Genomic DNA, 24,267 nt, shown 5'->3' on the forward strand with positions numbered 1-24,267 from the left:
CGCGGCAGCCGGCGGCGTCGACCAGCTTCCAGGCGGAATGTCCCGGCGGGGTCGTGAAGGTGGAACCGCCGGTCTTCTCGCGGATCGGCTGCTCCGTCTCGCGGTGATGCTGGACGGCCTCCATGCGTTCGCGGATGACGGCGGGGTCGGTGGGCAGCCCTTGAAAGACGGCGCCGGTGAAGATGACCGGGCGGCCGACATCGGACTTGCGATAGGCGAAGTTCATGGCGGCGTTGCTGAGGGTCATGACCGCGCCGTCGCGGGAGACGGCGCGCGCCTCGACGAGCACGTCCTTGGTCTCGCCGCCATTGGCGCCGGCATTCATGGTCAGGGCGCCGCCGATGGTGCCGGGAATGCCGTGGTAGAATTCGAGCCCGCCGAGCCCGGCTGCCGCCGCGGCCTCCGCAACGCGGCGGTCCGGGGCCACGGCGCCGGCGGTGATGCGCGTGCCCGCAACCGTCACCTCGCCGAAGCCGCGGGGGCGGAGGCGGACGACGATGCCGGCGACGCCGCCGTCGCGGACGATGAGGTTGGAGCCCACCCCGACCGGCATGACCGGCAGGTCGGCGGGGAATTTCGACAGGGCATAGGCGAGGTCGGCCTCGTCCTCGGGCGTGAACAGCACCTGCGCCGGCCCGCCGACACGGAACCAGGTGAGCGGCGCCATCGCCTCGTTGGCGGCCAGCCTGCCGCGCAGGTCCGGCGCGAGGCTGCGCAGAAGCGGCGTGATGTCGTCAAACATGGGCGGCCCTCCGCGGCTTTCCACGGCCGTTCAGTCCCGCGCCAGCTTCTCGAGCTCGCCCGGCAGGGCATAGGCCCATTGCGTGATGTTGCCGGCGCCGAGGAAGATGACGTAGTCGCCCGGCCCGGCGAGGCCGGCGACGATGCTGGCGAGCCGGGCGGGGCTCTCCAGCGCGATGACCGACTTGTGGCCGCGCGTCCTCAGCCCGGAGACGAGGTCGTCCCGCGAGGCGCCGGGGATCGGCTGCTCGCCAGCCGCATAGACGTCGGCGACGATCACCGTGTCGGCGTCGTTGAAGCAGGTGCAGAACTCGTTGAACAGCGAGGCGAGTCGCGTGTAGCGGTGCGGCTGGACGATGGCGATGACCTGGCTCTCGGTCGAGGCGCGGGCCGCCTTCAGCACCGCCGTGATCTCCACGGGATGGTGGCCGTAATCGTCGAAGATCGCCGCGCCGTTCCATTCGCCGGTCTTGGTGAAGCGGCGCTTGACCCCGCCGAAGCCGGCCAGCGCCTTGCGGATCTGCGGGCCGGCCATGCCGAGCTCGTGGGCCACGGCGATGGCCGCGGTGGCGTTCAGCGCATTGTGGCGGCCAGGCATCGGCAGGACGAGGTCGTCGATCTCCTCGCGGAGGGCGCCGGCGCGGTCGCGGAACTGCACCTTGAACCGGCACTGTCCGCCGCTGAGGTCGACGTCAACGAGGCGCACGTCGGCCTGCGGATTTTCGCCATAGGTGACGACGCGGCGGTCGGCGATGGCGCCGACCATGTCCTGCACGACCGGATGGTCGATGCACATGACGCCGAAGCCGTAGAAGGGCAGGTTCTCGATGAAGGACCGGAAGGCCGTCTTCACGGCGTCGAAATTGCCGTAATGGTCGAGGTGCTCGGGGTCGATATTGGTGACGATGGCGACGTCGGCCGGCAGCTTCAGGAAGGAGCCGTCGCTCTCGTCAGCCTCGACCACCATCCAGTTGCCGGCGCCGAGGCGGGCGTTGGTGCCGAGCGCGTTGATGATGCCGCCATTGACGATGGTCGGATCGAAACCGCCAGCGTCGAGCAGTGTCGAGACCATCGAGGTCGTGGTGGTCTTGCCATGGGTGCCGGCAATGGCGACGCAGGACTTCAGCCGCATCAGCTCGGCCAGCATCTCGGCGCGGCGCACCACGGGGATGCGCCGCTCGCGGGCGGCGACGAGTTCTGGATTGTCGCGGCGGATGGCGGTGGAGACGACCACGACCTCGGCGGCGGCGAGGTTCTCGGCGGCATGGCCGATGGTGATGGTGGCGCCCCGGTCCTTCAGCCGCTTGATCGTGTAGCCCTCGGCGGCGTCCGACCCCTGCACCTTGTAGCCGAGGTTGAGCAGGACCTCGGCGATGCCGGACATGCCGATGCCGCCGATGCCGATGAAGTGGATGGGTCCGATGTCGCGAGGCAGTTTCATGGGGCGTCTTCTAGCGGATTCGAAGGGTGCGGTCAGAAGCGGGAGAATTGGGGCTGCATGAAGGACGAAAACAGGCTGGGCCATTGAGGCCAGAAGGGCCCCACCTTTACCCTCCCCGCTGCGCGGAGAGGGGGACTATGACGGCTGCGACCTTCTGCGAGCGTCGCGCCCGGCGCAAAGGCCGTACGGGTACCCGGGGGGCCGTAGTCCCCCTCTCCGCCCGCAGCGCGGGGAGGGTGCGGGTGGGGCCTTCCCGACGATGCGTCACGATGTCAGCCCCGCGGTCGTCATCACCAGATCGGCGAGCCGGTCGGCAGCGTCGGCATGACCCTGGGCGCGGGCGGCGGCGGCGGCGGCGACGAGCGGCGCCGGATCGGCGAGCAGCCGTGTGAGTTCGCCGGCGAGCCAGTCGGGCGTGAAGTCGGCCTGCTTGACGATGGTGGCGGCACCGGCACTCGCCAGCGTCGCGGCGTTCATCAGCTGGTCCTGGTCGAGCGCATGGGGCAGCGGCACGAGGATCGAGGGCCGGCCGATGACCGACAGCTCGGCGACGGTGGAGGCGCCGGAGCGGGCGATGACGAGATGGGCGCTGGCGAGCCGCGCCGGCAGGTCGACGAAGAACGGCGCGACCTCGGCGGTCACCCCGAGCCGGGCATAGGTCGCCTCGACCGCGGCCTGGTCCTCGGCGCGCGCCTGCTGCACGAGATGGAGACGGGAACGCAGGGCGGCGTCCACCTGTTCGAGGCCCGGCGGCACGATCTCGCTCATGACGCGGGCGCCCTGGCTGCCGCCGAAGACGCAGAGCCGGAACGGCCCACCGGCCACCGGCGCATTATAGGGGGTCGCCGCGGCTGCGATGACCATCGGGCGCACGGGATTGCCGGTGAAGGACGCCTTGCCGGCGAGTGTCGGGTTGCCGTCGAGCACGCCGGGAAAGGAGGTGGCGATGGCGGTGACGCGGCCGGAGAGCTGGCGGTTGGCGCGGCCCATCACGGCGTTCTGGTCGTGGATGAGGGTGGGCACGCCGACCTGGGTCGCCGCAAACATCGGCGGCAGCGTCGGATAGCCGCCGAAGCCGATGACAGCGGCGGGCTTCAGCACGGTGATGATCTTGCGGGCATGGAGATAGCCGCTGCCCAGCGCGAAGAGGGCCTTCGCCAGGGCGATCGGGTTCTTCGAGGCGATCGTCGCAGAGGAGACGATATGGGTGGCGCGGGCGGGAAAGGCCCGGCCGTATTGCTCCGCCCGCTCGTCGGTGACCAGATCGACGAGGCAGCCGCGGGCGGCCAGCGCCACCGCCAGGGCCTCGGCGGGGAAGAGATGGCCGCCGGTGCCGCCGGCGCAGACGAGGACGAGGGGCTGCTTCATGTCAGGTCCGGCTCGCCTGATAGTGGCTGAGCTCGGCCATCGTCTCGGCGCGCGGCCGTCGCCGCGTCAGGGCGATGAGCATGCCCATGCCGAAGGCCAGCGCGACCAGTGAGGAGCCGCCGTAGGAGACGAAGGGCAGGGTCATGCCCTTCGGCGGGATCAGGTGGAGGTTGACCATCAGATTGATGCAGCTCTGCAGGCCGAAGAGGATCGCGAGCCCGGCGACGGCGAAGCGGCAGAACGGGTCCTCGTCCTTGAGGGCGTGGTTCAGCGCGCGCAGCACCACGAAGGCGAAGATGGCGATGATGACGAGGCAGAGGACGGCGCCGAACTCCTCCGCCGCCACGGCGAAGATGAAGTCGGTGTGGCTGTCGGGGATGATGCGCTTGACCGTGCCCTCGCCCGGTCCCTTGCCGAACCAGCCGCCCTGCTGGAAGGCGTCGATGGCGACGTCGACCTGGAAGGTGTCGGCGGTGCCCGGCTCGAGAAACTTGTCGATGCGCCGACGCACGTGCGGGAAGGTGAAGTAAGCGGCGCCGATGCCGGCGGCGCCCACTCCGGCGAGGCCGAAGACCCAGAGCCAGCGCATGCCCGCCATGAAGAAGAGAGCCGCCCAGACGGCGATGACGAGCGAGGTCTGGCCGACATCCGGCTGCAGGATCAGCGGCGTCACCGTGATTCCGAGGAGCAGCATGGCGAGGAGGTTCGCCGGCATTTCCGGACGCTTGGCGCTCTCGGCGAAGAGCCAGGCGGCGAGCACGACGAAGGCGGGCTTGAGGAACTCGGAGGCCTGCAGGGTGACGCCGGCGAAATTGAGCCAGCGCCGCGCGCCCTTGATCTCGGCCCCGACGAAGAGCGTCGCGACGACGAGAACAAGCGAACCGAGGAAGGCGACCAGGGCGAGGCGCCGGACCCAGTAGGGCGACAGGAAAGAGGTGGCGATGAGCATGATCGTCGCTGGGATCAGGAAGATGACCTGGCGGTTGACGAAGTGGAACGTATCGAGGCGGTGGAGGTGGGCGATGGCGGGGGAGGCCGCCAGCGACAGGACGATGCCGGCGAGCATCAGCCCGAACAGGGCCGCGAGCAGCAGCCGGTCGACGGTCCACCACCATTCGCCGAAGGCCGTGCGTTCAGCCCTGGAGATCATGCCCCGTCCCCGCCATGCGTGAATGCGCCCGCAGAACGGGCCCCGGCGGCGAGATTAGAGGGATCGGCTCAACGCTTCGTTAACCGCGCGGGATGGTGGGGCCTTTGCTGGTGGCAGGAGCCACGACACCCATGGCCGCACCCGTACCCTCCCCTCGCTCACGCGAGGAGAGGGGGACTTTGACGGCCCGTTTTTTTGTCCCTGCCGACGTGCCCGGCGCAACCGAGGCCAGTACGCTTCGACGCCGAAGCCCCCCTCTCCTCGCGCAGCGAGGGGAGGGTAAGGGTGGGGCATTCTTCATCCGTCCCTCACCCCGTGAGACAGCGTACGGCCGTCTCACGCCTTCTCGACCCCCGGCATGGCGAGCACCAGATCGCGGAAGGCGGTGCCACGGATCTCGAAATTGGGAAACTGGTCGTAGCTGGCGCAGGCCGGCGACAGCAGCACGACGGGATCGGCGGCGCCGTCCGCCGCGGCATCCGCCGCCGCCAGGGCCACGGCCTTGTCGAGGGTGCCGGCGACGACATGGGGATGGCCGCCGAGGGTCCGGGCGAAATCCTCCGCCGACTTGCCGATCAGGTAGGACTTGCGGATGCGCGGGAAGAAGCGGGCCAGCGGGGCGATGCCGCCCTCCTTCGGCGTACCGCCGGCGATCCAGTAGATGTCGGAGAAGGCAGCCAGCGCCTTCTCGGTGGAATCGGCGTTGGTGGCCTTGGAATCGTTGACGAAGAGCACCCTGCCGATGCGCCCGACCTGCTCCATGCGATGGGCAAGGCCGGGAAAGGTCAGCATGGCGCGGACAATCTCGGCATGGGTCAGGCCGAGCGCCTCGCAGGCGGCATAGGCGGCCATGGCGTTCTGGGCGTTGTGGGTACCGCGCAGCGCGCCCGCCGCGGCGAGCGAGAAGCGTTCCACCGCCGCCCCCGCCTTCATGCGGAGGATGTCGGCACCATCGAGGCAGAGACCGTCGGCGACGGGATTGCGGATCGAGATCCGCACCGTCCGGTGCCCCGCCCGCTCGGCCCGGTCGGCCATGGCCTGGCTGTGGCGGTCGTCGATGCCGAGAATGGCGGTGCCGCCCGGCTGCACGCCGGCGACGAGCCGCTCCTTGACGCCGGCATAGAGCTCCAGCGTCCCGTGGCGGTCGAGATGGTCGGGCGTGACGTTGAGGCAGATGCCGACCGAGGGGTCGATCGAGGGCGTCAGGTCGATCTGGAAGGAGGAGCACTCGATGACATGGCTGCGGCCGGCGGCGGGGGGGCTGAGCGACAGGATCGCCGTGCCGATATTGCCGCCCATCTGCGGATCGCGGCCGCTCGCGGCGAGAATATGGGCGATCAGCGCCGTCGTCGTCGACTTGCCGTTGGTGCCGGTGATGGCGACGAAGGGCGAGCGGGGAACCGTTGCCCGCCGCTCGCGGCAGAAGAGCTCGATGTCGCCGAGGATCTCGACGCCGCGGGCGCGGGCGAGGCCGACACTCCAGTGCGGCGCCGGATGGGTCAGCGGCACGCCGGGGGCGAGGACCAGGGCGGCGACGCCGGTCCAGTCCAGGCTGCGCAGGTCGGCGGTCTCATGGCCGGCCGCCACGGCCTTGGTCACGGAGGCGGGATTGTCGTCCCATGCGATGACGCGGGCGCCGCCGGCCGCCAGCGCGGCGCAGGTGGCGAGGCCCGAGCCGCCGAGACCGAAGACGGCGACGGCTTCGCCCCTGAAGGTCGTGACGGGGATCATGTCACCGGAGCTTCAGCGTCGACAGGCCGGCCAGCGCCAGGACGAAGGCGATGATCCAGAAGCGGACCACGACCTGCGATTCCGACCAGCCCTTCTTCTCGAAATGGTGGTGGATCGGCGCCATGCGGAAGACGCGCTTGCCGGTGAGCTTGTAGGAGACGACCTGGACGATGACCGAGACCGCCTCCAGCACGAAGAGGCCGCCGACGACGAGCAGCACGATCTCGTGCTTCACCGCCACGGCGATGGTGCCGATGAGGCCGCCCAGAGCCAGGGAGCCGGTATCGCCCATGAAGATCTGGGCCGGTGGCGCGTTGAACCACAGGAAGCCGAGGCCGGCGCCTATCAAGGCGCCGATGATGACGATGATCTCGCCGGTACCGGGCACGTGGGTGATCTGCAGGTAGTTGGCGAAGAAGGCGTTGCCCGACAGATAGGCGATGATCCCGAAAGTGCCGGCGGCGATCATCACCGGCACGATGGCGAGGCCGTCGAGGCCGTCGGTGAGGTTCACCGCATTGCCCGACCCGACGATGACGAAGGCCCCGAACACTATCATCAGATAGCCGATATTGATCGACAGGTCCTTGATGAAGGGGAAGAAGATCGAGGTGTTCAGCGGCTCGCGCGTCACCATCATGACCGCAGTGACTGCAAGGCCGGCAATGAGGAATTCCAGCGCCAGGCGGGCCTTGCTGGAGAAGCCGGCATGGCTCTGCTTCGTCACCTTGAGATAATCGTCATAGAAGCCGATGGCGCCGAAGCCGAGCATGACGAAGAGCAGGATCCAGACATAGGGGCTGCGCAGATTGGCCCAGAGCAGCGTCGCCACCAGCAGGCCGGAGAGGATCATCAGTCCGCCCATGGTGGGCGTGCCCTTCTTGGCCTGATGCGTCTCGGGTCCGTCTTCGCGGATCGGCTGGCCCTTGCCCTGTTTCAGGCGCAGGAGCTGGATCAGCCCCGGGCCGAACAGGAAGACGAAGATCAGGGCGGTGAAAATCGCGCCGCCGGTGCGGAACGCGATGTAGCGGAAGATGTTGAGCGGCGAGAAGACGCCGGAGAATTCGGCAAGGAAGGCGAACATCGTCGTCAGTCTTTCGGTCCGTCGCGCCGCAGTGCCCGGCGCGAATCACCGCTGCCGCCCCCGGTCTCGTCTGCTTCGATATGCCTTGCCGCGGGACGGACGCAATGCCCGCCGCCGCGGGCGGTCAGGTGGCGCCCTGGTGCTCGTCCGCCGGAACGGGCGGGAACCTCTGCTTCAGCGTCTCGACGAGAGGCGCCATAAGGCTGCCGCGCGAGCCCTTGACCATGGCGACGTCGCCCGCCCTCAGCGCACGGATCACCAGGGCCCCGAGTTCCGCCGATGTCGCGGCATAGGCCCCGCGCCGGTGCGGCGGCAAGGCCTTCCAGAGATGTTCCATCAGCGGTCCGGAGCAGAAGACGAGGTCGATGCCGGCCTTCTCGACGGCCTCCGCCAGCCCGGCATGCAGATCCGCGGCCTCCGGCCCGAGCTCCAGCATGTCGCCGAGGACGGCGAGGCGGCGGCCCTCGGGGCCCTTTGGCGCGGTGCCGAGTACGGCGAGCGCCGCGCGCACCGAGACCGGATTGGCGTTGTAGCTCTCGTCGAGCAGGGTGAACGAGCCCGAGGCGAGGCGCCGCTGGCTGCGCTCGCCCCGGCCGGCCACGGCGCGCGTCTCGCCGAGCGTCAGCGCGGCGAGGGCGAGATCGGCGCCGGCGAGCTTGGCGGCTGCGAGGATGGCGAGCGAGTTCATGACGAGGTGGCGGCCGGGCGAGCCGAGCTTGTAGGTGACGTCGGTCTGCATCACCCGGGCGAAGACGGTCGAACAATCGGCGGCGAGGACGACACGCAGCAGGCGGACGTCGGCCTCCTCATGCTCGCCGAAGGTGACGATCGTCTCGATGCCGGCGGCGCGCGCCGCCCGGGCAAGCTGGTCGAAATGCCGGCTGTCGCGCGGCAGTACCGCCGCCCCGCCATGTTCGACACCGGCGAAGATCTCCGACTTGGCGTCGGCGATGGCCTCGATCGTGCCGAGATTCTCGATATGCACGGCCTCGACATTGGTGATGACGGCGATGTCGGGCTTCACCAGACGGCTGAGCGGCGTGATCTCGCCGGCATGGTTCATGCCGATCTCGAAGACGCCGAACTGGCTCGCCGCCGGCATGCGGGACAGGGTCAGCGGCACGCCGATATGGTTGTTGAAGCTCTTCGGCGGCGCATGGGTGCGGCCCTCGCGAGACAGGACATGGGCCAGCGCCTCCTTGGTCGAGGTCTTGCCGATGGATCCGGTCACCGCGACGATCTTCGCGGCGGTGCGGGCGCGGGCGACGGCGCCGGCCTTTTCCAGAGCCTTCAGCGGGTCGGCGACGACGATATAGGCGCCGGGAGGGGCCGCCTGCGCCCAGTCCTGCGACACGACGGCGACCGCAGCGCCCTTGTCGAGCGCCGCCTGGACGAAGGCATGGCCGTCATGGGCGAGGCCCTTGATGGCGACATAGGCCTCGCCGGCGACGAGCGTGCGGGTGTCGATGGAAATGTCCGAGACCGTGGCGGCCGGCTGGCCGGTCAGGCGGCCGCCCATGGCGCGGGCCAGCGCTTCGGTGGTCCACAGCGGCTGCTGGCTCATGCGGCGGGCCCTTTCACGGCGGGGCTGGAAGAGGAGAAGGCGCGGATCGCGTCGGCCGCGACCTCGTGGTCGGAGAAGGGCAGCGTCGTGGTGCCGACGATCTGTCCGGTCTCGTGACCCTTGCCGGCGATCACCAGGAGATCCCCGGCCGCAAGGTCGCGGACGGCGGCGCGGATCGCCTCGGCGCGGTCGGCAATTTCCTCGGCCCCCGGAGCCGCGGCGAGGATCTGGGCGCGGATCGCCGCCGGGTCCTCGGAGCGCGGATTGTCGTCGGTGACGATGACGCGGTCGGCCTTGTCGACGGCGATGTGGCCCATCATCGGCCGCTTGCCGGGATCGCGGTCGCCGCCGCAGCCGACCACCACGACGAGGCGGCCGGTGGCGAAGGGGCGGGCGGCGTCGAGCACCGTCTCGAGGGCGCCGGGCTTGTGGGCATAGTCGACGACGACGGGGGCACCATCCTTGGCGCCGACGAATTCGAGGCGGCCCCTGGCGCCCTCGAGACCGGCAAGGGCCGCGAAGGCGCGATCCGGGGCGATGCCGCAGCCGATGGCGAGCCCCGCCGCGACCAGGGCGTTGTCGACCTGGAAACGGCCGAGCAGCGGAATGCGGATGGCGTGGCGGCGGCCGAAGGCGGCGATCTCGACCAGCTGGGCGGCGCCGGCGATGGCCTCTGAGAGGATGGCGATGCCGTCGGTCGCGAGCGCCGGATCACGACCGATGACGATAAGCTTCTGGCCGCGCGCCCGCGCCGCGGCGATGAAGGGGTCACCCTCCTCGCCCGCCATGACGACGGCCGTGCCGGACGCCGGAAGGAGATCGGTGAAGAGCCTGAGCTTGGCGGCGCGGTAGGCCTCGAAAGTGTGATGATAATCGAGATGGTCGCGCGACAGATTGGTGAAGCCGGCCGCCTGGATGCGCACCCCGTCGAGGCGGCGCTGGTCGAGACCGTGCGAGGACGCCTCGAAGGCGACATGGGTGACGCCCTCGCCGGCAAGCGTGTCGAGGGTCTGATGCAGCGTCACCGGATCGGGCGTCGTCAGCCCGCCATAGACCTCGCCGGAGGGCCGGACGACGCCGACCGTGCCGATCGAGGCGGCGGCATGGCCTTCGGCCGCGAAGATCTGGCGCAGGAAGGCGGCGACCGAGGTCTTGCCCGAGGTGCCGGTGACGGCGGCGATCGTGCCGGGCTGGCGGGCGTGGAACCGGCTCGCCGCCAGGGCGAGGCTCAGGCGGGCATTGGCGACGGCAATGACGGGAACGCCGGACACGGCGCCCGGCGCACCGGTCTTGTCGGTGACGATGGCTGCGGCGCCCGCGACGGCGGCAGCGGCGGCATAGGCCATGCCGTCGGACTTCTCCCCCTTCAGCGCGAAGAAGACGGTCCCCGCGCCGACCGCCCGGCTGTCGGCGGTCAGGCCGGATACGGCGAGGCCGGCGAGCGCCGGCGGCGCTTCCTCGGCGAGCAGGGCGGAAAGGTCCATGGGCGGCACGGGATTCGGCGTTCTCTCTCGGCGGATATCAGTCCTGGCGGATATCAGTTCGGCACTGTGGCGGCCATGGGGCGGCCCCGCGACTCAGCGTCCGGGCATGCGATAGCCCGCCTGGATCGCCTGCATGGCCGGGGGCATGTCGAAACGGGGCTGCAGGCCGAGCAGCGGCGCGGAGCGGGCAATGATCCGGCCGGCCGTCGGCGAAGCGTTGAAGCCGGCTGTGGCGAGCCCATGGGTTTCCGGGATGCCGCGCGGCTCGTCGAGCATGACGAGGAGCAGGTAGCGCGGCTGGTCGGCCGGGAAGATCGCCATGAAGGAATTGATGTTCTTGTCCTTGGAATAGCGCCCGCCGATGACCTTTTCCGAGGTGCCCGTCTTGCCGCCGACATAGAAGCCGTCGACCTCGGCGCGCCGTCCGGAGCCGCGCTCGGAATTAAGCCGCATCAGGAAGCGCATGGCCTGCGAGGTCTCGGGACGGATGACCTGGCGGGCGACGGCATTGGCCTCCTCCTGCGTGCGGCGCAGGAAGGTCGGCGGGATCAGACGGCCGCCGTTGACGAGGGCCGCCGTGCCCATCACTGCCTGCAGCGGCGCCACCGACATGCCGTGGCCGAATGAGACGGTGGCGGCGGTGATGTCGGCCCAGCGGCGCGGCACGAGCGGCGCGGTGGACGGCCCGATCTCGGTGACGACGCGGTCGAACTGGCCGAGCCGGCGCAGGAAGCCGCGCTGATGCTCGCCGCCGAGGGTGAGCGCCATGCGGCTGGTGCCGATATTGGAGGAGAAGGTGAAGACCTCCGCCAGGGTCAGCACCCGCCGCTGGGCGTGGAAATCCTTCACCTGATGGCGCCCGACCGCCATGGGAAAACGGGCGTCGAGGGTCGAGTTGATGGTGAACCGGCCGGAATCCAGCGCCATGGCGGTGGTCAGCGACTTCATCACCGAACCCATCTCGTAGACGCCGGTGGTGATGCGGTTGGCGCGGTCGAAGCCGGCGGCGGTCGAGGGACGGTTGGGGTCGTAATCGGGGATCGAGGCGAGCGCCACGACCTCGCCGGTGTTGACGTCGACGATGACGCCGGCCGCCGCCTTGGCGCGGAACTTCTGATGCGCCTGCACCAGTTCGTCGCGCAGCACGTGCTGGACGCGCAGGTCGATGGAGAGCTGAACCGAAGCCTGGTTGCGGTCGGTGATGAAGCCGGCGCGGTGCAGTTCGGCGAGGCCCTGGGTGTCGATGTAGCGCTCGATGCCGCCGAGGCCCTGGTTGTCGACATTGACCATGCCGAGGACGTGGGACAGCGTCGGCCCGTTGGGATAGGAGCGCTTCGCCTCGCGCATGAAGCCGACGCCGGGAATGCCGAGACGGTGGATCTGGTCGCGCTGGGTAGGGGTGATCTCGCGCCGCAGCCAGGCGAAGCCCTTGCCCGAGCGCAGGCGCTCGCGCACCTCGCGGGCGTCGAGATCGGGCAGGACGGCGGTGAGCAGTTCGGTCGCCTCGTCCACGTCGAAACTGGCGGCGAGCTTCTTCGGCTCGGCATAGAGCGAGATGGCGCGCACGTCGGTGGCCAGCACCTCGCCGTTGCGGTCGAGGATGTCAGGGCGGGTCGAGGACACCGCCTCGGCGCTGCGCACGCCCGACTGGGCCGTCCTGTCGTAGCGGACGACGTAGAGCACCAGGCTGACGGCGATGACGCCGTAGAGCACGGCAAAGCCGAGCATGGCGAGCCGCACGCGCGCCTTCGCCTTCTTCAGGCGCTCCGACTGCGGGCCGGCGAGGACCCAGGCGATGGCGTGGCGGACACGCATCAGAAAGGAGGGCCGTGGGGTCATCAGCGGCCTCCTGCCGGTCGGCGTTGCGGCAGCGGCATGCCAGGCACCGAACCCGTCGTCACGGGATCAGCCCCGGACCCCAGGGCCTCCAGCATCGAGCCGATCGGATCGGGGTCGACGAAAGGCTTTTCGGGCAGGTTGGCGAGGTCGTGCAGCTGGTTGATGGCGAGCGGCCGCAGCCTGAGGTGCTTCTCGGCGAGGGCCTGCAGGCGGTCGGGGCTGTTGAGCTGCGCCCATTGGGCCTTCAGCTCGGCGATGGCCTCGCGCTCCTGCTTGATCTCGAGCCGCAGTCTGGCGACCTGCCCGGCATGGCGGGCCGCCTCGTATTTGATGCTGTAGACATAGGCTGCCGCCGTGACGAGCGCCGCCAGCACCACGATGTTGAGGAGGCGCATCATCGGCGGGTCCTCGCGGGTGCGGCGGTGCGGGCGGCGGCGCGCAGCTTGGCGGAGCGGGCGCGCGGATTGGCATGGCTTTCGGCCTCGGAGGCCGCCACCGCCTTGCGCGTGACGAGGGTAAAGGTCGGTTCGGGCGGCCGGCTCGCCGGGGCATGGCGCGAACCGCCGGGGCTCTTCCCCGAACGGTCGGCGAGGAACTGCTTGACGATGCGGTCTTCCAGCGAGTGGAACGTGACGACGGCGAGCCGCCCCCCGGGCCTCAGCACCCGCTCGGCGGCGTCGAGCGCGGCTTCGAGCTCGCCGAGCTCGTCGTTCACGGCGATGCGCAGCGCCTGGAAGGTGCGGGTGGCCGGGTGGATGTCGCCGGGCTTGGAGCGCACGACGCGGGCGACGATGTCGGCGAGGCGCCTTGTGGTGACGATCGGCGCGACGGCACGTTCGCGAACGATGGCCTTGGCGATGTGCCGCGACAGGCGCTCCTCGCCATAGGTGTAGATCAGGTTGGCGAGGGCGGTCTCCTCGAGCTGCGCGACGAGATCGGCGGCGCTCTCGCCTTCCCGTGCCATGCGCATGTCGAGCGGCCCGTCGAAGCGGAAGGAGAAGCCGCGATCGGCCTCGTCGATCTGCATGGAGGAGACGCCGATATCGAGCACGACGGCGTCGACGGTCTCGTGGCCGCATTCGGCGGCGACGGCGTCGAGGCGTCCGAAGCGGTCGTGGACCAGGGTGAGCCGGCCGGCATATTGCGCCGCCATCTCGGCGCCGCCGGCGATGGCGGTCGGGTCGCGGTCGATGGCGACAACGCGAGTGGCGGCGGTGTCCAGAAGGGCGCGGGTGTAGCCGCCGGCGCCGAAGGTGCCGTCGACGAAAACCTCTCCGTCGGCGGGCGCCAGCGCCGCGACGACCTCCGCCAGCAGCACGGGCACGTGCCGGGACGTCTCTCCCGCGCCTCCCCTGCCGTCTGCTGCCGTCATGCCAATCCTCCCGCGCACCGCGCCGACGGGGCGAGGCCGGCGGTCGGACGGGCGCGTCCCTGCCGCCGGTCGCACGCGCGGGGCGCGCGTCTGTGGCGTCGGAATCGGCGGCTCTCGCAGGACCGGCATGGCATCACGGGCGTCGGTGACGATCACGACCCACCGGGCCTGTCCGCGGGCCTCGTGTCGTCAACGCCTCATTAACGCGGGCGGCCGTTAAGAAACGGTTTCCGGCAAGGATTTGGTGACCATGCGCGTGCTGTCAGGCGACGGGCCGGGGCTGCACACCGTCGAAGGTGGAGCGGATCGCCATGGCGAGAAAGACATAGGACCAGCCCTGGAAGATCAGCTCGATGGCGAGGAAGGTGCCGAGCACCCAGGGTGCCGCCTGCGGCAGCTGGACGAAGATGAACAGGCCGAGCAGCAGCGAGATCATGCCGGAGGCCAGCACCCAGCCCCAGACGGCGAGCGGACGCATCTGGAAGGCGGTGACGATGCGCAGCATCCCGACGGCCACCAGCATGGCGCCACAGAGGAGCGTCAGAGCCACGACGGCCTGCAGCGGATTGTAGAAGACCAGGGCGCCCGTCGCCATGTAGAGCAGGCTGATGGCGATCATCGCCAGCCGGCTCTGCCAGCCTTCGCGCCGGAAGGAATCGGCCAGCAGCACGCCGCCGCCGACCAGCATCATCGCGCCGAAGGACAGGGCGCTCACCACCGTGAAGAGATTGGCCGCGGCGAGGCCGAACAGCCCGAGGGCGATGAGAGCGATGCCCGCCCCCATCAGCCAGCCCCAGTTGCGGCGCAGCGGAATGAGGTGGGCGCCGAGCGACCGGGCCGTTCGGGTTTCGGCGGGGCTGGTCTCGGCGGCGGAAGGCGTGAAGTCGGTCATGATGGCATCTCCGGTGGAGCGCGAAGACAATGCGCCAGGTCTCCCGGGGTTCCCAGACAAAGCATCAGACAGGTCACCCATGCGGCGGGTGCATGACCTTTGGTCAGCGTGCCGCGAGGAGGTCGCGGAGCGTGCGCAGCGTCGAGGCGTCGGCGATGCCGTCCACCCTCTCCTGCCGCCAGTGGCGCTGGAAGGCGGTGACCACCGCCTCGGTCGCGGCGTCGAAGACGCCGGTCACCGTGAGGCCGTAGCCGGCCATGCCGAGAAGCGCCTGCAGCGCCTGGACGGGCGGTCCCTCCTCGCCGCGGCGATAGGTCGGCCCGGGCTGGAGCGGGGCGGGCGGCACCCACAGTCCGACGCCCTCGTCGGCGAGCCGCTGCCAGGGAAAGAGTTCGCCGGGATCCTGCTTGCGGCCCGGGGCCGTGTCGGAATGGGCGAGAATGCAGGCGGGCGCGATGGCATGGCGGGTGAGGATGTCGCGCGACAGGTTGATCACCGCGGCGATCTGGGCCTCGGGAAAGGGCCGGTAGCCCCATTCATGACCCGGATTGACGATCTCGATGCCGATGGAGCGCGAATTGATGTCCTCGCGGCCCTGCCAGGAACCGGCGCCGGCATGCCAGGCACGCCGGCTCTCGGCGACGCACTGGACGATCTCACCGTCCTCGAAGACGACGTAGTGGGCGGAGACGCGCGGCGGGTTCGGGTCGCAGAGCCGCTGAAGGGCCGCCATGCCGTCCTTCATGCCGGTATAGTGCATCAGCAGGATATCGACGGGCGCGCGGCGCTCGTCATGGTTCTGCGAGAGCGCGAGGCCGCCGGCCCAGGGCGAATCCGGCCGTTCCAGCGGGCCATCGTGGTGGTGGTCATGGTCGCAGGACCCGGTCATGCGAACCCCCTCGCCCGGCGCAGGGCGTCATAGGCCTCGTTGATGGCGGCCATCTTGCCGGTGGCGATGACGACGAACTCCGCCGGCACGCCGCGCCCGATCAGACGGTCGGGGTGATATTGCCGGACGAGGGCGCGCCAGGCCTGCTTGATCTCGCCGTCGGCGGCATCCGGCGCGATGCCGAGGATGCGGTAGGGATCGCGCGGGCCGGCGACGACATGGCGGGCCTCGATGCGGGCAAAGGCCGGCTCGGACAGGCTGAAGATGCTGGCGATCTCGGCGAGATAGGCCCTTTCGGCCGCATGAACCGCGCCGTCGGCGGTGGCGATGCCGAAGAGGCCGTCGATCAGGTCCTCGAGCGTGTCCGGCTCGTCCTTCAGGAGTTCGGCGAGCTGGCGGGCATAGGCGTCGAAGCCGGCCGTGCTCTGCTTGGCGAGGTCGAAGAGGCGGGCGACATGGGCCTCGTCCTCGGGTGCCACCGCCACCAGGCGGCGGAAGGCGGCGACCTCGTCGCGGGTGACCACCCCGTCAGCCTTGGCCATCTTGGCGGCCAGCGCGATCAGCCCGATGGTGAAGACGACCGATTGCAGCGGCGGCCCCGGTTCGGGGGCGAGAAGGCGCTCGTCGACGATGAAATGGCCGGCCAGCGCGCCGAGCAGCGCGCCGATCGGCCCGCCCAGCATGAAGCCCGCGGCAGCGCCCGCCAGTTTTCCCCAGATGGTCATGTGGGCTGTCTTAATCGGTTCACCGACATTCGGCAAAGCCAGGGGGCGCTTGAGCCCTCTTGCGCCAGAACGTCGCAGCGGGCAAAGCCTCGCGGGCGCCCGTCCCCTGAGGAATCACCCATGTCCGGCCACGGCCACATCGACCCGTCGAACAAGAAGATCGCCCTGCTGATCGCTGTCCTCGCGCTGTTCCTGGCGCTCGCCGAGACGGCGGCGAAGAGCTCGCAGACCGACGCGCTCAACGCCAATGTGGAGGCCTCGAACCTCTGGGCCTTCTTCCAGGCCAAGACCATCCGCATGACGGCGGTGACCACCGCCGCCGAGGACATGGCGGTCACCCGCGATGCCATCGCCGACGAGGCGGCGAAGGCGGCCATGGGCCGGCAGATCGAGACCTGGCGCGGCCGCGCCGCCCGCTGGGACAACGAGCCGGAGACCAACGAGGGCCGGCGCCAGCTGTCGACGCGCGCTCAGGCCGCGGAGAAGAAGCGCGACGTCTCCTACAAGCGCTACCACGACTTCGAGATTTCCTCGGCGGCCTTCCAGATCGCCATCGTGCTGGCCTCGGCCGCGGTGGTGACCGGCGCGATGGCGCTGGCCTTCCTCGCCGGCGGGCTCGGTGTCGTCGGCATCGCCTTCTCCGCCATCGGCCTCCTCAAGCCGGGCCTCATCCCCCTGTTCTGACACGGGTTCCGCCATGAAGATGTCCGACATTCCCTTCGGCACGGTAGACTGGTCCACCGTGGAGCCGACGCATCATCCCGGCGAGGTCGGCGAGGCGCTGTGGCGCACCCGGCATTTCGGTCCGGAGGGCAACGCGATCCGCGTCCGGATGGTCGACTATTCGGCCGGCTACGTGTCGGATCACTGGTGCTCCAAGGGCCACGTGCTCTTCTGCCTTTCCGGCGAACTGGAGACCACGCTGGAGGACGGCCGCGTCTTCGTCCTCAAACCCGGCATGAGCTACCAGGTGGCCGACGGCGCCGAGGCGCACCGCTCGCGGGCGCCGCTGGGTGCGAGGCTGTTCATCGTCGACTGACGGGGCCCGGCCTCACCCGAGCCGGTCGCCCTGCACGAAGGCGTAAAGCGCGTGGTCCATCCACGTGCCGTTGATGCAGAGATATTGCCGGGCGAGGCCCTCGCGGGTGAAGCCGACCCGCTCCAGCAGCCCCACCGAGGCGGCGTTCTGCGGCACGCAGGCCGCCTCGACGCGGCGGAAGCCGAGGACGCCGAAGGCATAGGGGATCGCGGTGCGGACGCCGGCACTCATATAGCCGCGGCCGGCAAAGGCCTCACCCATCCAGTAGCCGAGCGAGATGGTCTGGGCGACGCCGCGCCGCACATTGGTAAGCGTCAGCCCGCCGACGAGGGCGCCGTCCTCCTTGCGGTAGAGGAAGAAGGCGTAGCCCTGATCGTCCCGCCAGTCCTGGCGGTAGCGGGCGATGCGGCGGCGGAAGGCCGTGCGACCGAGGTCGTCCGGAGGCCAGGCCGGCTCCCAGGGCACGAGGAAGTGGCGGCTCGCCTCGCGCAGCCGCATCCAGGCGTCGTAGTCGGCCATGTCGGGCATCCGCAGCATGACCTTCGGGCCGATGACCGGTTCCGGCGCGCTATAGGCGAGGCCCACCGCCCGCAGCAGCGACAGGGGCCGGCCTGCTGACGATCGGGGCGCTGGAACCTTGGTCGTGGCGTTCATGTCGGCCGGAATTGTTCCGCCAGCTTTCGCACCTTGTCCAGCCCGCGTTTCGGTCCGATCGCCGCAAAGGTCATCGGCGACGAGCGGACCAGCCTTGCGCCCGCGGCGCGGGCCTCCTCGACGGTGACGGCGTCGATCCGCGCGGCGATCTCCTCGAGGTCGAGGGTGCGGCCGAAGACGAGCACCTGCCGCGCCATCTGGTCGGTGCGTGAGGACGAGCTTTCCAGCGCGCCGAGCAGCCCGACCTTCATCTGCGCCTTGGCGCGGCCGACCTCGGCCTCGCTCGCCCCGTCCACCGTGGCGTTGAGCACGTCCATGGTGAGATTGAACAGGTCGACGGCGTCGGCCGGGTCGGTGCCGGCGGAGATGCCGAAGACGCCGGTATCGCTGTAGGACCAGTGGAAGGAGTGGATCTCGTAGCAGAGACCCCGGTCCTCCCGCACGTCCTGGAACAGCCGCGAGGACAGCCCGCCGCCGAGCAGGTTGTTGAAGACGCCGACGGCATAGATGTCGGGGTCGCGGTAGCTCATGCCCTCGAAGCCGAAGACGAGGTTGGTCTGTTCCAGCGGCCGGACGATGGTCGTCGAGCCGCCCTTGTAGCGGGCGCTCTCGCAATCGGGCGGGGCCTCCTGCGGCAGCGTCTCGAAGGCCCGGGCGATGGCGTCGACGACGCGGTCGTGGTCGACGGCGCCGGCCGCCGCCACCACGGCGCGCGGCGCCGCATAGGAGCGGCCCATATAGGTGCGCAGCTTGTCCGGGGTCGCCGCCCGCACCGCCTGCGGCGTTCCGAGGATGGTGCGGCCGAGCGGCTGGCCGGGATAGGCCTCGGCGATGAAGTGGTCGACGACGACATCGTCGGGATCGTCCTCGGCGGCGCCGATCTCCTGAACGATGACGTTCTTCTCCTTGACCAGTTCGGCCGGGTGGAACTGCGGGTCGGTGAGGATGTCCGAGAGGATGTCGATGGCCACCGGCAGGTCCTCGCCCAGCACCTTGGCGTAATAGGACGTGTTCTCCGAGGCGGTGGCGGCGTTGAGGTCGCCGCCGACCGCTTCGATCTCCTCGGCGAGACCGCGCGGCGTGCGCTTGGTCGTGCCCTTGAAGGCCATGTGTTCGAGCAGGTGGCTGATGCCGTGCTCATCGCTCCGCTCGTCGCGGCCGCCTACGCCGAACGTCACCTGGATCGAGGCGGTCTTGAGATGGGGCATGGCGTCCGTCACGACCGTCAGGCCGGAGGGAAGCGTCGTCATTCGGGTGGTGGTCATCAGCGCCGGGGTCATTGCCGCCGGGATCATCCCGCGGTCTCAGAGCCCCCGAACATAGTGAGGCGCGGTCAGAACCGGAAGCCACCGGAGAGCATGATCCTGCGCGAGACGATCCAGTTCTCGGAGCGGAGCGAGGCCTGGCCGACCGTGCCCGGCGTCGCGCCGGTGCCGGTACCGGTCGCCGTGACCAGCGTCTGGCCGGCGAGATTCTGCAGCAGGTTCTGCGAGGGCGAGAAGACCGCCTCGACCTCGCCGTCGAGCCGGACGAAGGCGCGGCCGATCGGCACCTCGATTCCGGCGCCGAAGACCGCCGAGGGCAGCCAGCGCGACGTGCGGCTCGCGACCCGCCCGCCGGTGGTGCAGGAGACCGGCGGCCCGAGCGTACAGGACCGCGAGCCCGTGGCGTCGAAGTCGACCTGTTCGGTGAGCTGCGCCACGCCGAGGCCGCCGCGCAGGAATGGCATGAATCCGGAGAAGGCATAGCCCCAGCGGCCGGTCACGGCGAGGCCGCCGTCGAGGCTGGCGCGGTAGGTGCCCGAGGCCGTGTTGGTATAGGTCGTCAGGCCGGGAATGGCGACGAGCGCCGATCCACCGAGCCGGCCGGTACCGCCCTCGCGCCCCAGCCGGCCACGGAACTCGAGGCCGGCGATCCAGCCGTTCGGCCCGCCGGCGTTCCAGCCGGCGATGGCATGGGCGGTGAGGCCGGCGAGACCCGCCGAAGTCCGGCAGCCCGACCCGCCGCCGACCGAGACCGGGCCGAGAAAGGGAATGCCGGCGCCCGGGCAGGCGAAACCGTCGACGATGGTGAAGTCGCGATGGGCGGGCAGGCTGTGGCCGAGGCCGCCGGCGATGTAGAACCCGCCGAAACCGCGATTGCCGGCCGCCACCGCGTCGAAATCGGGAATGGCAGAGGGACGCACGTCCTGGGCGGCGGCGGGAACCGCGGCGAGACTGCAACAGATCATGACGACGAGCCGCAAGGCGTGGCGTATCACGGCCATCTCCCCCAACCTTTCGCGACCCGATTGATGTTTAACACCGGGTGGACAGGCCGGGGCAAAAACCGCGGATCGCGGTGGATGGTCCGTTAACGCTCGCCGGGGGTGACGGACAGCGAGGTATCGTCAGGACCTTGCCGCGATGCCCCACCCTTACCCTCCCCGCTGCGCGGAGAGGGGGGCTACCGCGTAGCGTCCTGTCGTGGCTGTCGCGCCGAGCCCGGCCGTTGATGGAGCAGCCATCGACGGTCGCGCCAGGCACGTCGGTCGAGCAGAGGAGCGAGGCCGAAGTCCCCCTCTCCACGCGACAGCGTGGGGAGGGTGCGGGTGGGGCCTTCCCTCACACCGCAACCCTTCCCCTCCTGCCCCCCTTCCATCGGCCTTCGGCCTCGCCGGGGGTGATGGACAGCGCGGGACAGTGGGGCACTGCCGGGCGGGCCTCACCTCTCCCCGGCGGGGAGAGGTGAAGCGGCGAGACCTGTCATAGCAACACGGCCGCTACGCCCTGGCTCAGCCCCTCGGATCGATCGGCTTCACCGAGCCGATGCCGAGAATGTCCTCCATGATCTTGGCGCCGGCCAGAACCCGGTCCTCGCCATGGGGTCGGGCGGCGATCTGCAGGCCGATCGGGCGGCCGTCTCGGGTGAAGCCGCAGGGCAGCGACAGGGCGGGGCAGGAGACCGTCGTCAGCGCATAGGCGATGGAGAGCCACTGGACATAGTCGGGGAAGGTGAAGCCGTCGCATTCGGCGACAAAGCGCTGCTCCACCGGATAGGCGGCGACGATGGTGGCCGGCGTCAGCAGGAGATCGTAGCGCTCGAAGAAGGCGAGGGTCCGCCGCAGCATGGCCTGACGCTGCGCCTCGGCGCGGGTCAGCTCGTCCATGGTGAGTTTCAGGCCCTTCTCGATGTTCCAGACGACCTCGGGCTTGAGCTTGTCGCGGTGGGTCTTGAGGAGCTCGAACTTGGTGGTGGCGAAGGCATAGGCGCGCAGCGTGCCGAAACACTCGTGCACCTCGGAGAAGTCGGGATGGGCCTCCTCGACGATGACACCGGCCTCCTTGAAGCGCTTGGCGGCGGCTTCCGTGATGGCGCGCACCTCAGGGTCGACCGGCGTGATGCCGAGATCCGGCGACCAGGCGACGCGCTTCGGCCGCCACGGACCCTTGAGGATGGAACGGAAGCTCTTCTTCGGGCCGGGGAGCGAGCGCGGGTCGCGGTGGTCATCGCCGCTCATCGCGTCGAGCAGCAGCGCGAGATCGGTGACCGTGCGGGCCATGGGGCCCTCGACGCCGAGCGTCGCGTCGATCTTGGTCCCGGGCGTCGCGGCGACCCGGCCCGGCGAGGGGCGCATGCCGACGATGCCGCAGAAGCTGGCGGGGTTGCGGAGCGAGCCGCCCATGTCGGAGCCGTGGGCGAGCCAGGCCATGCCGGTGGCGAGCGCCACGGCGGCGCCGCCCGAGGAGCCGGCCGCAGACAGCTTCGTATTGTAGGGATTCACCGTGGCGCCGAAAACCTCGTTGAAGGTATTGGCGCCGGCGCCGAATTCCGGCGTGTTGGACTTGGCGTAAATGACGCCGCCCTGGGTCTCGAGATGCTCGACGAGGATGTTGGAGACCTCCGGCACGAAGTCCTTGAAGATGGGGGAGCCCTGCGTCGACAGCACGCCGGCGACGTCGGTGAGGTCCTTGATCGGCACGGGCATGCCCTGCAGGAGGCCCCTGCCCTCCTTCGGCTTCTTCATCAGGGCGCGGGCCCGTCTGCGGGCCCGGTCGAAGCACAGGGTCGGCAGGGCATTGACCTTGCCGTCGACGGCCTTGATGCGCTTCTCCAGCGTGTCGAGGAGGTCGATGGGCGTCACCTCGCCGGACTTCAGCAGCCTGACGATGTCGGTTGCGCTCTTCTCGATCAGCGACAGATCGGCGGCCATGGATGCGTCCCCTCGGGTCTTCGTTGCCGGCACCGTGCAATGGCGCTCCCGCCACGGCAAGCGGCGCGAAGGGACCGGGGGACATGCGCGGGAGGAATGGGTGGGGGCCGCGCCCCTCCCCGCGCGGCCTCACTCCGCGCGGATATTCGCCTCGCGCACCAGAGTCGCCATCGCCGCGCGGCCGTCCGTCACGAAGCGCGCGAAGGCGTCGGGGCGTGAGGCGATGGGCACGCAGCCGATCTGCACGAGACGCTCGCGCAGCGCCGGCTGGGCGATGGCCTCCGCCAGGGAATCGTAGAGGGCGGTGACGACCGGCGCCGGGGTGCCCGCCGGCCCGAACAGCCCGGCCCATTCGTTGGACTCGAAACCTGCGAAACCCTGCTCGGCGATGGTCGGCACATCCGGCCGGCTTTCCACCCGCGTGAGCGTGCCGACGCCCAGGAACCGCGCGCGGTTGCTATCCACCACCGGGCCGGCGGAGACCAGCGTCGTGAACACCGCGTCAAGCGCCCCGGTCGCCAGGTCCTGCGCCGCCGCCGCGCCGCCGCGATAGGGAACGTGGATCACCTCGATCCCCGCTGCACGCGTGAAGGCGACGAGCCCCATATGCCCCGCCGTCGCATTGCCCTGCGTGCCGACGGTGAGCTTCCCCGGCTGCGCCTTGGCGGCTGCCACGAATTCGCCGAGCGTCCGGGCCGGGAAATCGGCCTTGACCGCGACGGCCGATGGGAAGGTCACCACCAGCGAGATCGGCGTGAAGGCCGTCGCATAATCGAACATCAGGCCGCGCAGCAGCGACGGGTTGACGATGTGGCTCGACGCGTCCCACAGGAAGGTATGGCCGTCCGTTGCGCGCGCCACCTCCGCCCCGCCGATGCTCCCGCCCGCGCCGGTGCGGTTCTCCACCACGAAGCGCTGGCCGAGCCGCTCGCCCATATGGCCCGTCAGCACGCGCGCCGCGCTGTCCGCCGCGCCACCGGCCGAGAAGGGCACGACGAGCCGGATGGGACGCTGCGGCCAGGCGCCCTGGGCGCGGGCGACGAACGGGGCAAGGGCGACGCCCGCCGCAGCGGCAAGCGTCGCGCGGCGGGTGACAGTGGTGGGGGACGGGGCCATGGTCGAGCCTCTCTGGTCTTGGTGCGTTTCCTACTGTTCGGCATAGGATGTCACGCCGCATGCGGTCAATCGCGCGTCGCCCCGGATTTTCCTGCCGGCCGGCTGCACGACCGCAATGGGATCACGGCCGCCCGCGCCGTCCGGCTCCGTGCAATGCGTCCTGAGCCTAGGCTCGCCCCCTCCGATGCGGTAGAGACTGGCCGCAACGGAACACCCTGTGCATCCCATGGCCTCGGACTCAACGATCCCTGACGACATCGCCGATGCCGAACCGCAGGTGCGGGTGCGCCATCTCAACAAGCGCGACCTCAACCGCACCTGGGAGTTCATCAAGGCGGTGTTCCGCGAGGTGAACCGCTCGACGGTGGAGTATCAGCGGCCGAAGTCGAAGAAGCGCTTCCTCGAGGTCTTCGACGAGAAGGGGATCGAGCAGCTCCTGTTCGTCATCCGCATCGGCGGCAAGGAGCGGATCGTCGGCTATGCCGAATGCGCGCTGACCATCATCGGCACCGACAACTGGATGAACGAGCGCTATTTCCGGGCCCGCGACATGCGCCCGCTCTTCGTAGAGGAACTGGCGGTGGACCCGGAATTCCAGGGCCGCGGCCTCGGCACCTTCGTGCTGGAACAGCTCGAGCACCTGGCGCGGCTCAGGGGCTGCACGCATCTCGTCCTGGAAGTCGCCGAGAACAACGACAACGCCCTGAAGTTCTACCGCGGCCGCTCGTTCACCAAGCTGGACGCCGCCATCTTCCTCGCCAAGACCGTGGTGAGCGACCCGGAGATCCTGCCGCCGCGGCGGCTGAAGCGACGCGAGACCAAGCCGCGGGCCGCGGCGCAGCCGAGAGCGGTCACGACGCCGTCGGAGCCGAAGGACATGCCGCCCGAGGGCTAGGTGTCCCGGAACCGTGCTTTCGCTGTCCTGCCCTGCTTTGACAGGGCGGCAGCGGATCGGCTTCACTCTCCACCATTCCCGCCCCGGAGAG

At 69.9% G+C, this 24,267-nt stretch carries 22 protein-coding genes; 3 read left to right on the forward strand and 19 right to left on the reverse strand.

Going from position 1 to position 24,267, the window contains the following annotated elements:
* The 14 genes from murB to Q8O26_RS13790 form a co-directional block, all read right to left on the reverse strand.
* Positions 1 to 742, reverse strand: a 742-nt coding sequence (gene murB, locus Q8O26_RS13725) for a UDP-N-acetylmuramate dehydrogenase (RefSeq protein WP_305576515.1), incomplete at its 3' end; no start/stop codon positions are given.
* A 30-nt stretch (positions 743 to 772) separates the two neighbouring features.
* Positions 773 to 2,182 carry a UDP-N-acetylmuramate--L-alanine ligase gene (murC, locus tag Q8O26_RS13730; protein WP_305576516.1) on the reverse strand — a complete coding sequence of 470 codons (1,410 nt, stop codon included), beginning with the start codon at positions 2,180 to 2,182 and terminating at the stop codon, positions 773 to 775.
* 264 nt (positions 2,183 to 2,446) lie between these two features.
* On the reverse strand, positions 2,447 to 3,550 hold the full coding sequence (gene murG / locus Q8O26_RS13735) for an undecaprenyldiphospho-muramoylpentapeptide beta-N-acetylglucosaminyltransferase (protein WP_305576517.1): 1,104 nt from the start codon (positions 3,548 to 3,550) through the stop codon (positions 2,447 to 2,449).
* A gap of 1 nt (position 3,551) precedes the next feature.
* The gene (locus Q8O26_RS13740; RefSeq protein WP_305576519.1) at positions 3,552 to 4,700 is read right to left on the reverse strand and encodes an FtsW/RodA/SpoVE family cell cycle protein; all 1,149 of its coding nucleotides are present in this window, start codon (positions 4,698 to 4,700) and stop codon (positions 3,552 to 3,554) included.
* A gap of 336 nt (positions 4,701 to 5,036) precedes the next feature.
* Positions 5,037 to 6,431 (reverse strand): UDP-N-acetylmuramoyl-L-alanine--D-glutamate ligase, encoded by a 1,395-nt coding sequence (gene murD, locus Q8O26_RS13745; protein WP_305576521.1) that lies wholly within the window; start codon positions 6,429 to 6,431, stop codon positions 5,037 to 5,039.
* A 1-nt stretch (position 6,432) separates the two neighbouring features.
* On the reverse strand, positions 6,433 to 7,515 hold the full coding sequence (mraY, locus tag Q8O26_RS13750; RefSeq protein ID WP_305576522.1) for a phospho-N-acetylmuramoyl-pentapeptide-transferase: 1,083 nt from the start codon (positions 7,513 to 7,515) through the stop codon (positions 6,433 to 6,435).
* Between the two features lie 124 nt (positions 7,516 to 7,639).
* On the reverse strand, positions 7,640 to 9,079 hold the full coding sequence (locus tag Q8O26_RS13755) for a UDP-N-acetylmuramoylalanyl-D-glutamyl-2,6-diaminopimelate--D-alanyl-D-alanine ligase (RefSeq protein ID WP_305576523.1): 1,440 nt from the start codon (positions 9,077 to 9,079) through the stop codon (positions 7,640 to 7,642).
* Complete coding sequence (locus Q8O26_RS13760) at positions 9,076 to 10,563, reverse strand: UDP-N-acetylmuramoyl-L-alanyl-D-glutamate--2,6-diaminopimelate ligase (protein WP_305576525.1); 1,488 nt, start codon at positions 10,561 to 10,563, stop codon at positions 9,076 to 9,078. The genes Q8O26_RS13755 and Q8O26_RS13760 overlap by 4 nt, the downstream gene beginning before the upstream one ends.
* A gap of 93 nt (positions 10,564 to 10,656) precedes the next feature.
* A complete protein-coding gene (locus Q8O26_RS13765; RefSeq protein ID WP_305576527.1) occupies positions 10,657 to 12,402 on the reverse strand; it encodes a penicillin-binding protein 2 in 1,746 nt (581 codons plus the stop codon).
* A complete protein-coding gene (locus Q8O26_RS13770; protein ID WP_371134563.1) occupies positions 12,402 to 12,800 on the reverse strand; it encodes a hypothetical protein in 399 nt (132 codons plus the stop codon). The genes Q8O26_RS13765 and Q8O26_RS13770 overlap by 1 nt, the downstream gene beginning before the upstream one ends.
* Positions 12,797 to 13,774 carry a 16S rRNA (cytosine(1402)-N(4))-methyltransferase RsmH gene (gene rsmH / locus Q8O26_RS13775; protein WP_305576529.1) on the reverse strand — a complete coding sequence of 326 codons (978 nt, stop codon included), beginning with the start codon at positions 13,772 to 13,774 and terminating at the stop codon, positions 12,797 to 12,799. The genes Q8O26_RS13770 and rsmH overlap by 4 nt, the downstream gene beginning before the upstream one ends.
* 262 nt (positions 13,775 to 14,036) lie before the next feature.
* Complete coding sequence (locus tag Q8O26_RS13780) at positions 14,037 to 14,666, reverse strand: HdeD family acid-resistance protein (RefSeq protein ID WP_305576531.1); 630 nt, start codon at positions 14,664 to 14,666, stop codon at positions 14,037 to 14,039.
* 103 nt (positions 14,667 to 14,769) lie between these two features.
* Positions 14,770 to 15,555 carry an N-acetylmuramoyl-L-alanine amidase gene (locus Q8O26_RS13785; RefSeq protein WP_305576533.1) on the reverse strand — a complete coding sequence of 262 codons (786 nt, stop codon included), beginning with the start codon at positions 15,553 to 15,555 and terminating at the stop codon, positions 14,770 to 14,772.
* Positions 15,552 to 16,280: a TerB family tellurite resistance protein gene (locus tag Q8O26_RS13790; protein WP_305576535.1), complete on the reverse strand. Its 729-nt coding sequence runs from the start codon at positions 16,278 to 16,280 to the stop codon at positions 15,552 to 15,554. The genes Q8O26_RS13785 and Q8O26_RS13790 overlap by 4 nt, the downstream gene beginning before the upstream one ends.
* Positions 16,281 to 16,400: 120 nt before the next feature.
* Here Q8O26_RS13790 and Q8O26_RS13795 point away from each other — a divergent pair, with 120 nt between their 5' ends.
* Together Q8O26_RS13795 and Q8O26_RS13800 are read left to right on the forward strand one after the other, a co-directional pair.
* Positions 16,401 to 16,964, forward strand: coding sequence for a DUF4337 domain-containing protein (locus tag Q8O26_RS13795; RefSeq protein ID WP_305576537.1), 564 nt, complete (start codon positions 16,401 to 16,403; stop codon positions 16,962 to 16,964).
* 13 nt (positions 16,965 to 16,977) lie between these two features.
* A complete protein-coding gene (locus Q8O26_RS13800; protein WP_305576539.1) occupies positions 16,978 to 17,319 on the forward strand; it encodes a DHCW motif cupin fold protein in 342 nt (113 codons plus the stop codon).
* A 12-nt stretch (positions 17,320 to 17,331) separates the two neighbouring features.
* Here the strand turns inward: Q8O26_RS13800 and Q8O26_RS13805 are convergent, their stop codons facing one another.
* The 5 genes from Q8O26_RS13805 to Q8O26_RS13825 form a co-directional block, all read right to left on the reverse strand.
* Positions 17,332 to 17,973 carry a GNAT family N-acetyltransferase gene (locus tag Q8O26_RS13805; RefSeq protein WP_371134564.1) on the reverse strand — a complete coding sequence of 214 codons (642 nt, stop codon included), beginning with the start codon at positions 17,971 to 17,973 and terminating at the stop codon, positions 17,332 to 17,334.
* Positions 17,970 to 19,238: a pitrilysin family protein gene (locus tag Q8O26_RS13810; protein WP_305576541.1), complete on the reverse strand. Its 1,269-nt coding sequence runs from the start codon at positions 19,236 to 19,238 to the stop codon at positions 17,970 to 17,972. The genes Q8O26_RS13805 and Q8O26_RS13810 overlap by 4 nt, the downstream gene beginning before the upstream one ends.
* A 68-nt stretch (positions 19,239 to 19,306) precedes the next feature.
* A complete protein-coding gene (locus Q8O26_RS13815; protein WP_305576544.1) occupies positions 19,307 to 20,233 on the reverse strand; it encodes a hypothetical protein in 927 nt (308 codons plus the stop codon).
* Between the two features lie 513 nt (positions 20,234 to 20,746).
* The gene (locus Q8O26_RS13820; RefSeq protein WP_305576545.1) at positions 20,747 to 22,165 is read right to left on the reverse strand and encodes an amidase; all 1,419 of its coding nucleotides are present in this window, start codon (positions 22,163 to 22,165) and stop codon (positions 20,747 to 20,749) included.
* Positions 22,166 to 22,294: 129 nt separating this feature from the next.
* Positions 22,295 to 23,281, reverse strand: coding sequence for a tripartite tricarboxylate transporter substrate binding protein (locus Q8O26_RS13825; protein WP_305576547.1), 987 nt, complete (start codon positions 23,279 to 23,281; stop codon positions 22,295 to 22,297).
* A gap of 226 nt (positions 23,282 to 23,507) precedes the next feature.
* Between Q8O26_RS13825 and Q8O26_RS13830 the strand changes: the two genes are divergently transcribed.
* Complete coding sequence (locus Q8O26_RS13830) at positions 23,508 to 24,176, forward strand: N-acetyltransferase (RefSeq protein ID WP_305576549.1); 669 nt, start codon at positions 23,508 to 23,510, stop codon at positions 24,174 to 24,176.
* The last annotated feature ends 91 nt before the right edge of the window (positions 24,177 to 24,267 follow it).

Source organism: Phreatobacter sp. (assembly GCF_030691135.1).
Classification (GTDB): domain Bacteria; phylum Pseudomonadota; class Alphaproteobacteria; order Rhizobiales; family Phreatobacteraceae; genus Phreatobacter.

Bases quoted from the DNA above. Each gene is read 5' to 3' on its own strand.
- Q8O26_RS13740 (WP_305576519.1), bottom strand. From the start codon at position 4,700: ATGATCTCCAGGGCTGAACGCACGGCCTTCGGCGAATGGTGGTGGACC.
- mraY (WP_305576522.1), bottom strand. From the start codon at position 7,515: ATGTTCGCCTTCCTTGCCGAATTCTCCGGCGTCTTCTCGCCGCTCAAC.
- Q8O26_RS13770 (WP_371134563.1), bottom strand. From the start codon at position 12,800: ATGATGCGCCTCCTCAACATCGTGGTGCTGGCGGCGCTCGTCACGGCG.
- Q8O26_RS13820 (WP_305576545.1), bottom strand. From the start codon at position 22,165: ATGGCCGCCGATCTGTCGCTGATCGAGAAGAGCGCAACCGACATCGTC.
- Q8O26_RS13780 (WP_305576531.1), bottom strand. From the start codon at position 14,666: ATGACCGACTTCACGCCTTCCGCCGCCGAGACCAGCCCCGCCGAAACC.
- Q8O26_RS13830 (WP_305576549.1), top strand. From the start codon at position 23,508: ATGGCCTCGGACTCAACGATCCCTGACGACATCGCCGATGCCGAACCG.
- Q8O26_RS13785 (WP_305576533.1), bottom strand. From the start codon at position 15,555: ATGACCGGGTCCTGCGACCATGACCACCACCACGATGGCCCGCTGGAA.
- Q8O26_RS13760 (WP_305576525.1), bottom strand. From the start codon at position 10,563: ATGGACCTTTCCGCCCTGCTCGCCGAGGAAGCGCCGCCGGCGCTCGCC.
- Q8O26_RS13825 (WP_305576547.1), bottom strand. From the start codon at position 23,281: ATGGCCCCGTCCCCCACCACTGTCACCCGCCGCGCGACGCTTGCCGCT.
- Q8O26_RS13805 (WP_371134564.1), bottom strand. From the start codon at position 17,973: ATGAACGCCACGACCAAGGTTCCAGCGCCCCGATCGTCAGCAGGCCGG.
- Q8O26_RS13755 (WP_305576523.1), bottom strand. From the start codon at position 9,079: ATGAGCCAGCAGCCGCTGTGGACCACCGAAGCGCTGGCCCGCGCCATG.
- rsmH (WP_305576529.1), bottom strand. From the start codon at position 13,774: ATGACGGCAGCAGACGGCAGGGGAGGCGCGGGAGAGACGTCCCGGCAC.
- murG (WP_305576517.1), bottom strand. From the start codon at position 3,550: ATGAAGCAGCCCCTCGTCCTCGTCTGCGCCGGCGGCACCGGCGGCCAT.
- Q8O26_RS13790 (WP_305576535.1), bottom strand. From the start codon at position 16,280: ATGACCATCTGGGGAAAACTGGCGGGCGCTGCCGCGGGCTTCATGCTG.
- murD (WP_305576521.1), bottom strand. From the start codon at position 6,431: ATGATCCCCGTCACGACCTTCAGGGGCGAAGCCGTCGCCGTCTTCGGT.
- Q8O26_RS13800 (WP_305576539.1), top strand. From the start codon at position 16,978: ATGAAGATGTCCGACATTCCCTTCGGCACGGTAGACTGGTCCACCGTG.
- murC (WP_305576516.1), bottom strand. From the start codon at position 2,182: ATGAAACTGCCTCGCGACATCGGACCCATCCACTTCATCGGCATCGGC.
- Q8O26_RS13810 (WP_305576541.1), bottom strand. From the start codon at position 19,238: ATGACCACCACCCGAATGACGACGCTTCCCTCCGGCCTGACGGTCGTG.
- Q8O26_RS13765 (WP_305576527.1), bottom strand. From the start codon at position 12,402: ATGACCCCACGGCCCTCCTTTCTGATGCGTGTCCGCCACGCCATCGCC.
- Q8O26_RS13795 (WP_305576537.1), top strand. From the start codon at position 16,401: ATGTCCGGCCACGGCCACATCGACCCGTCGAACAAGAAGATCGCCCTG.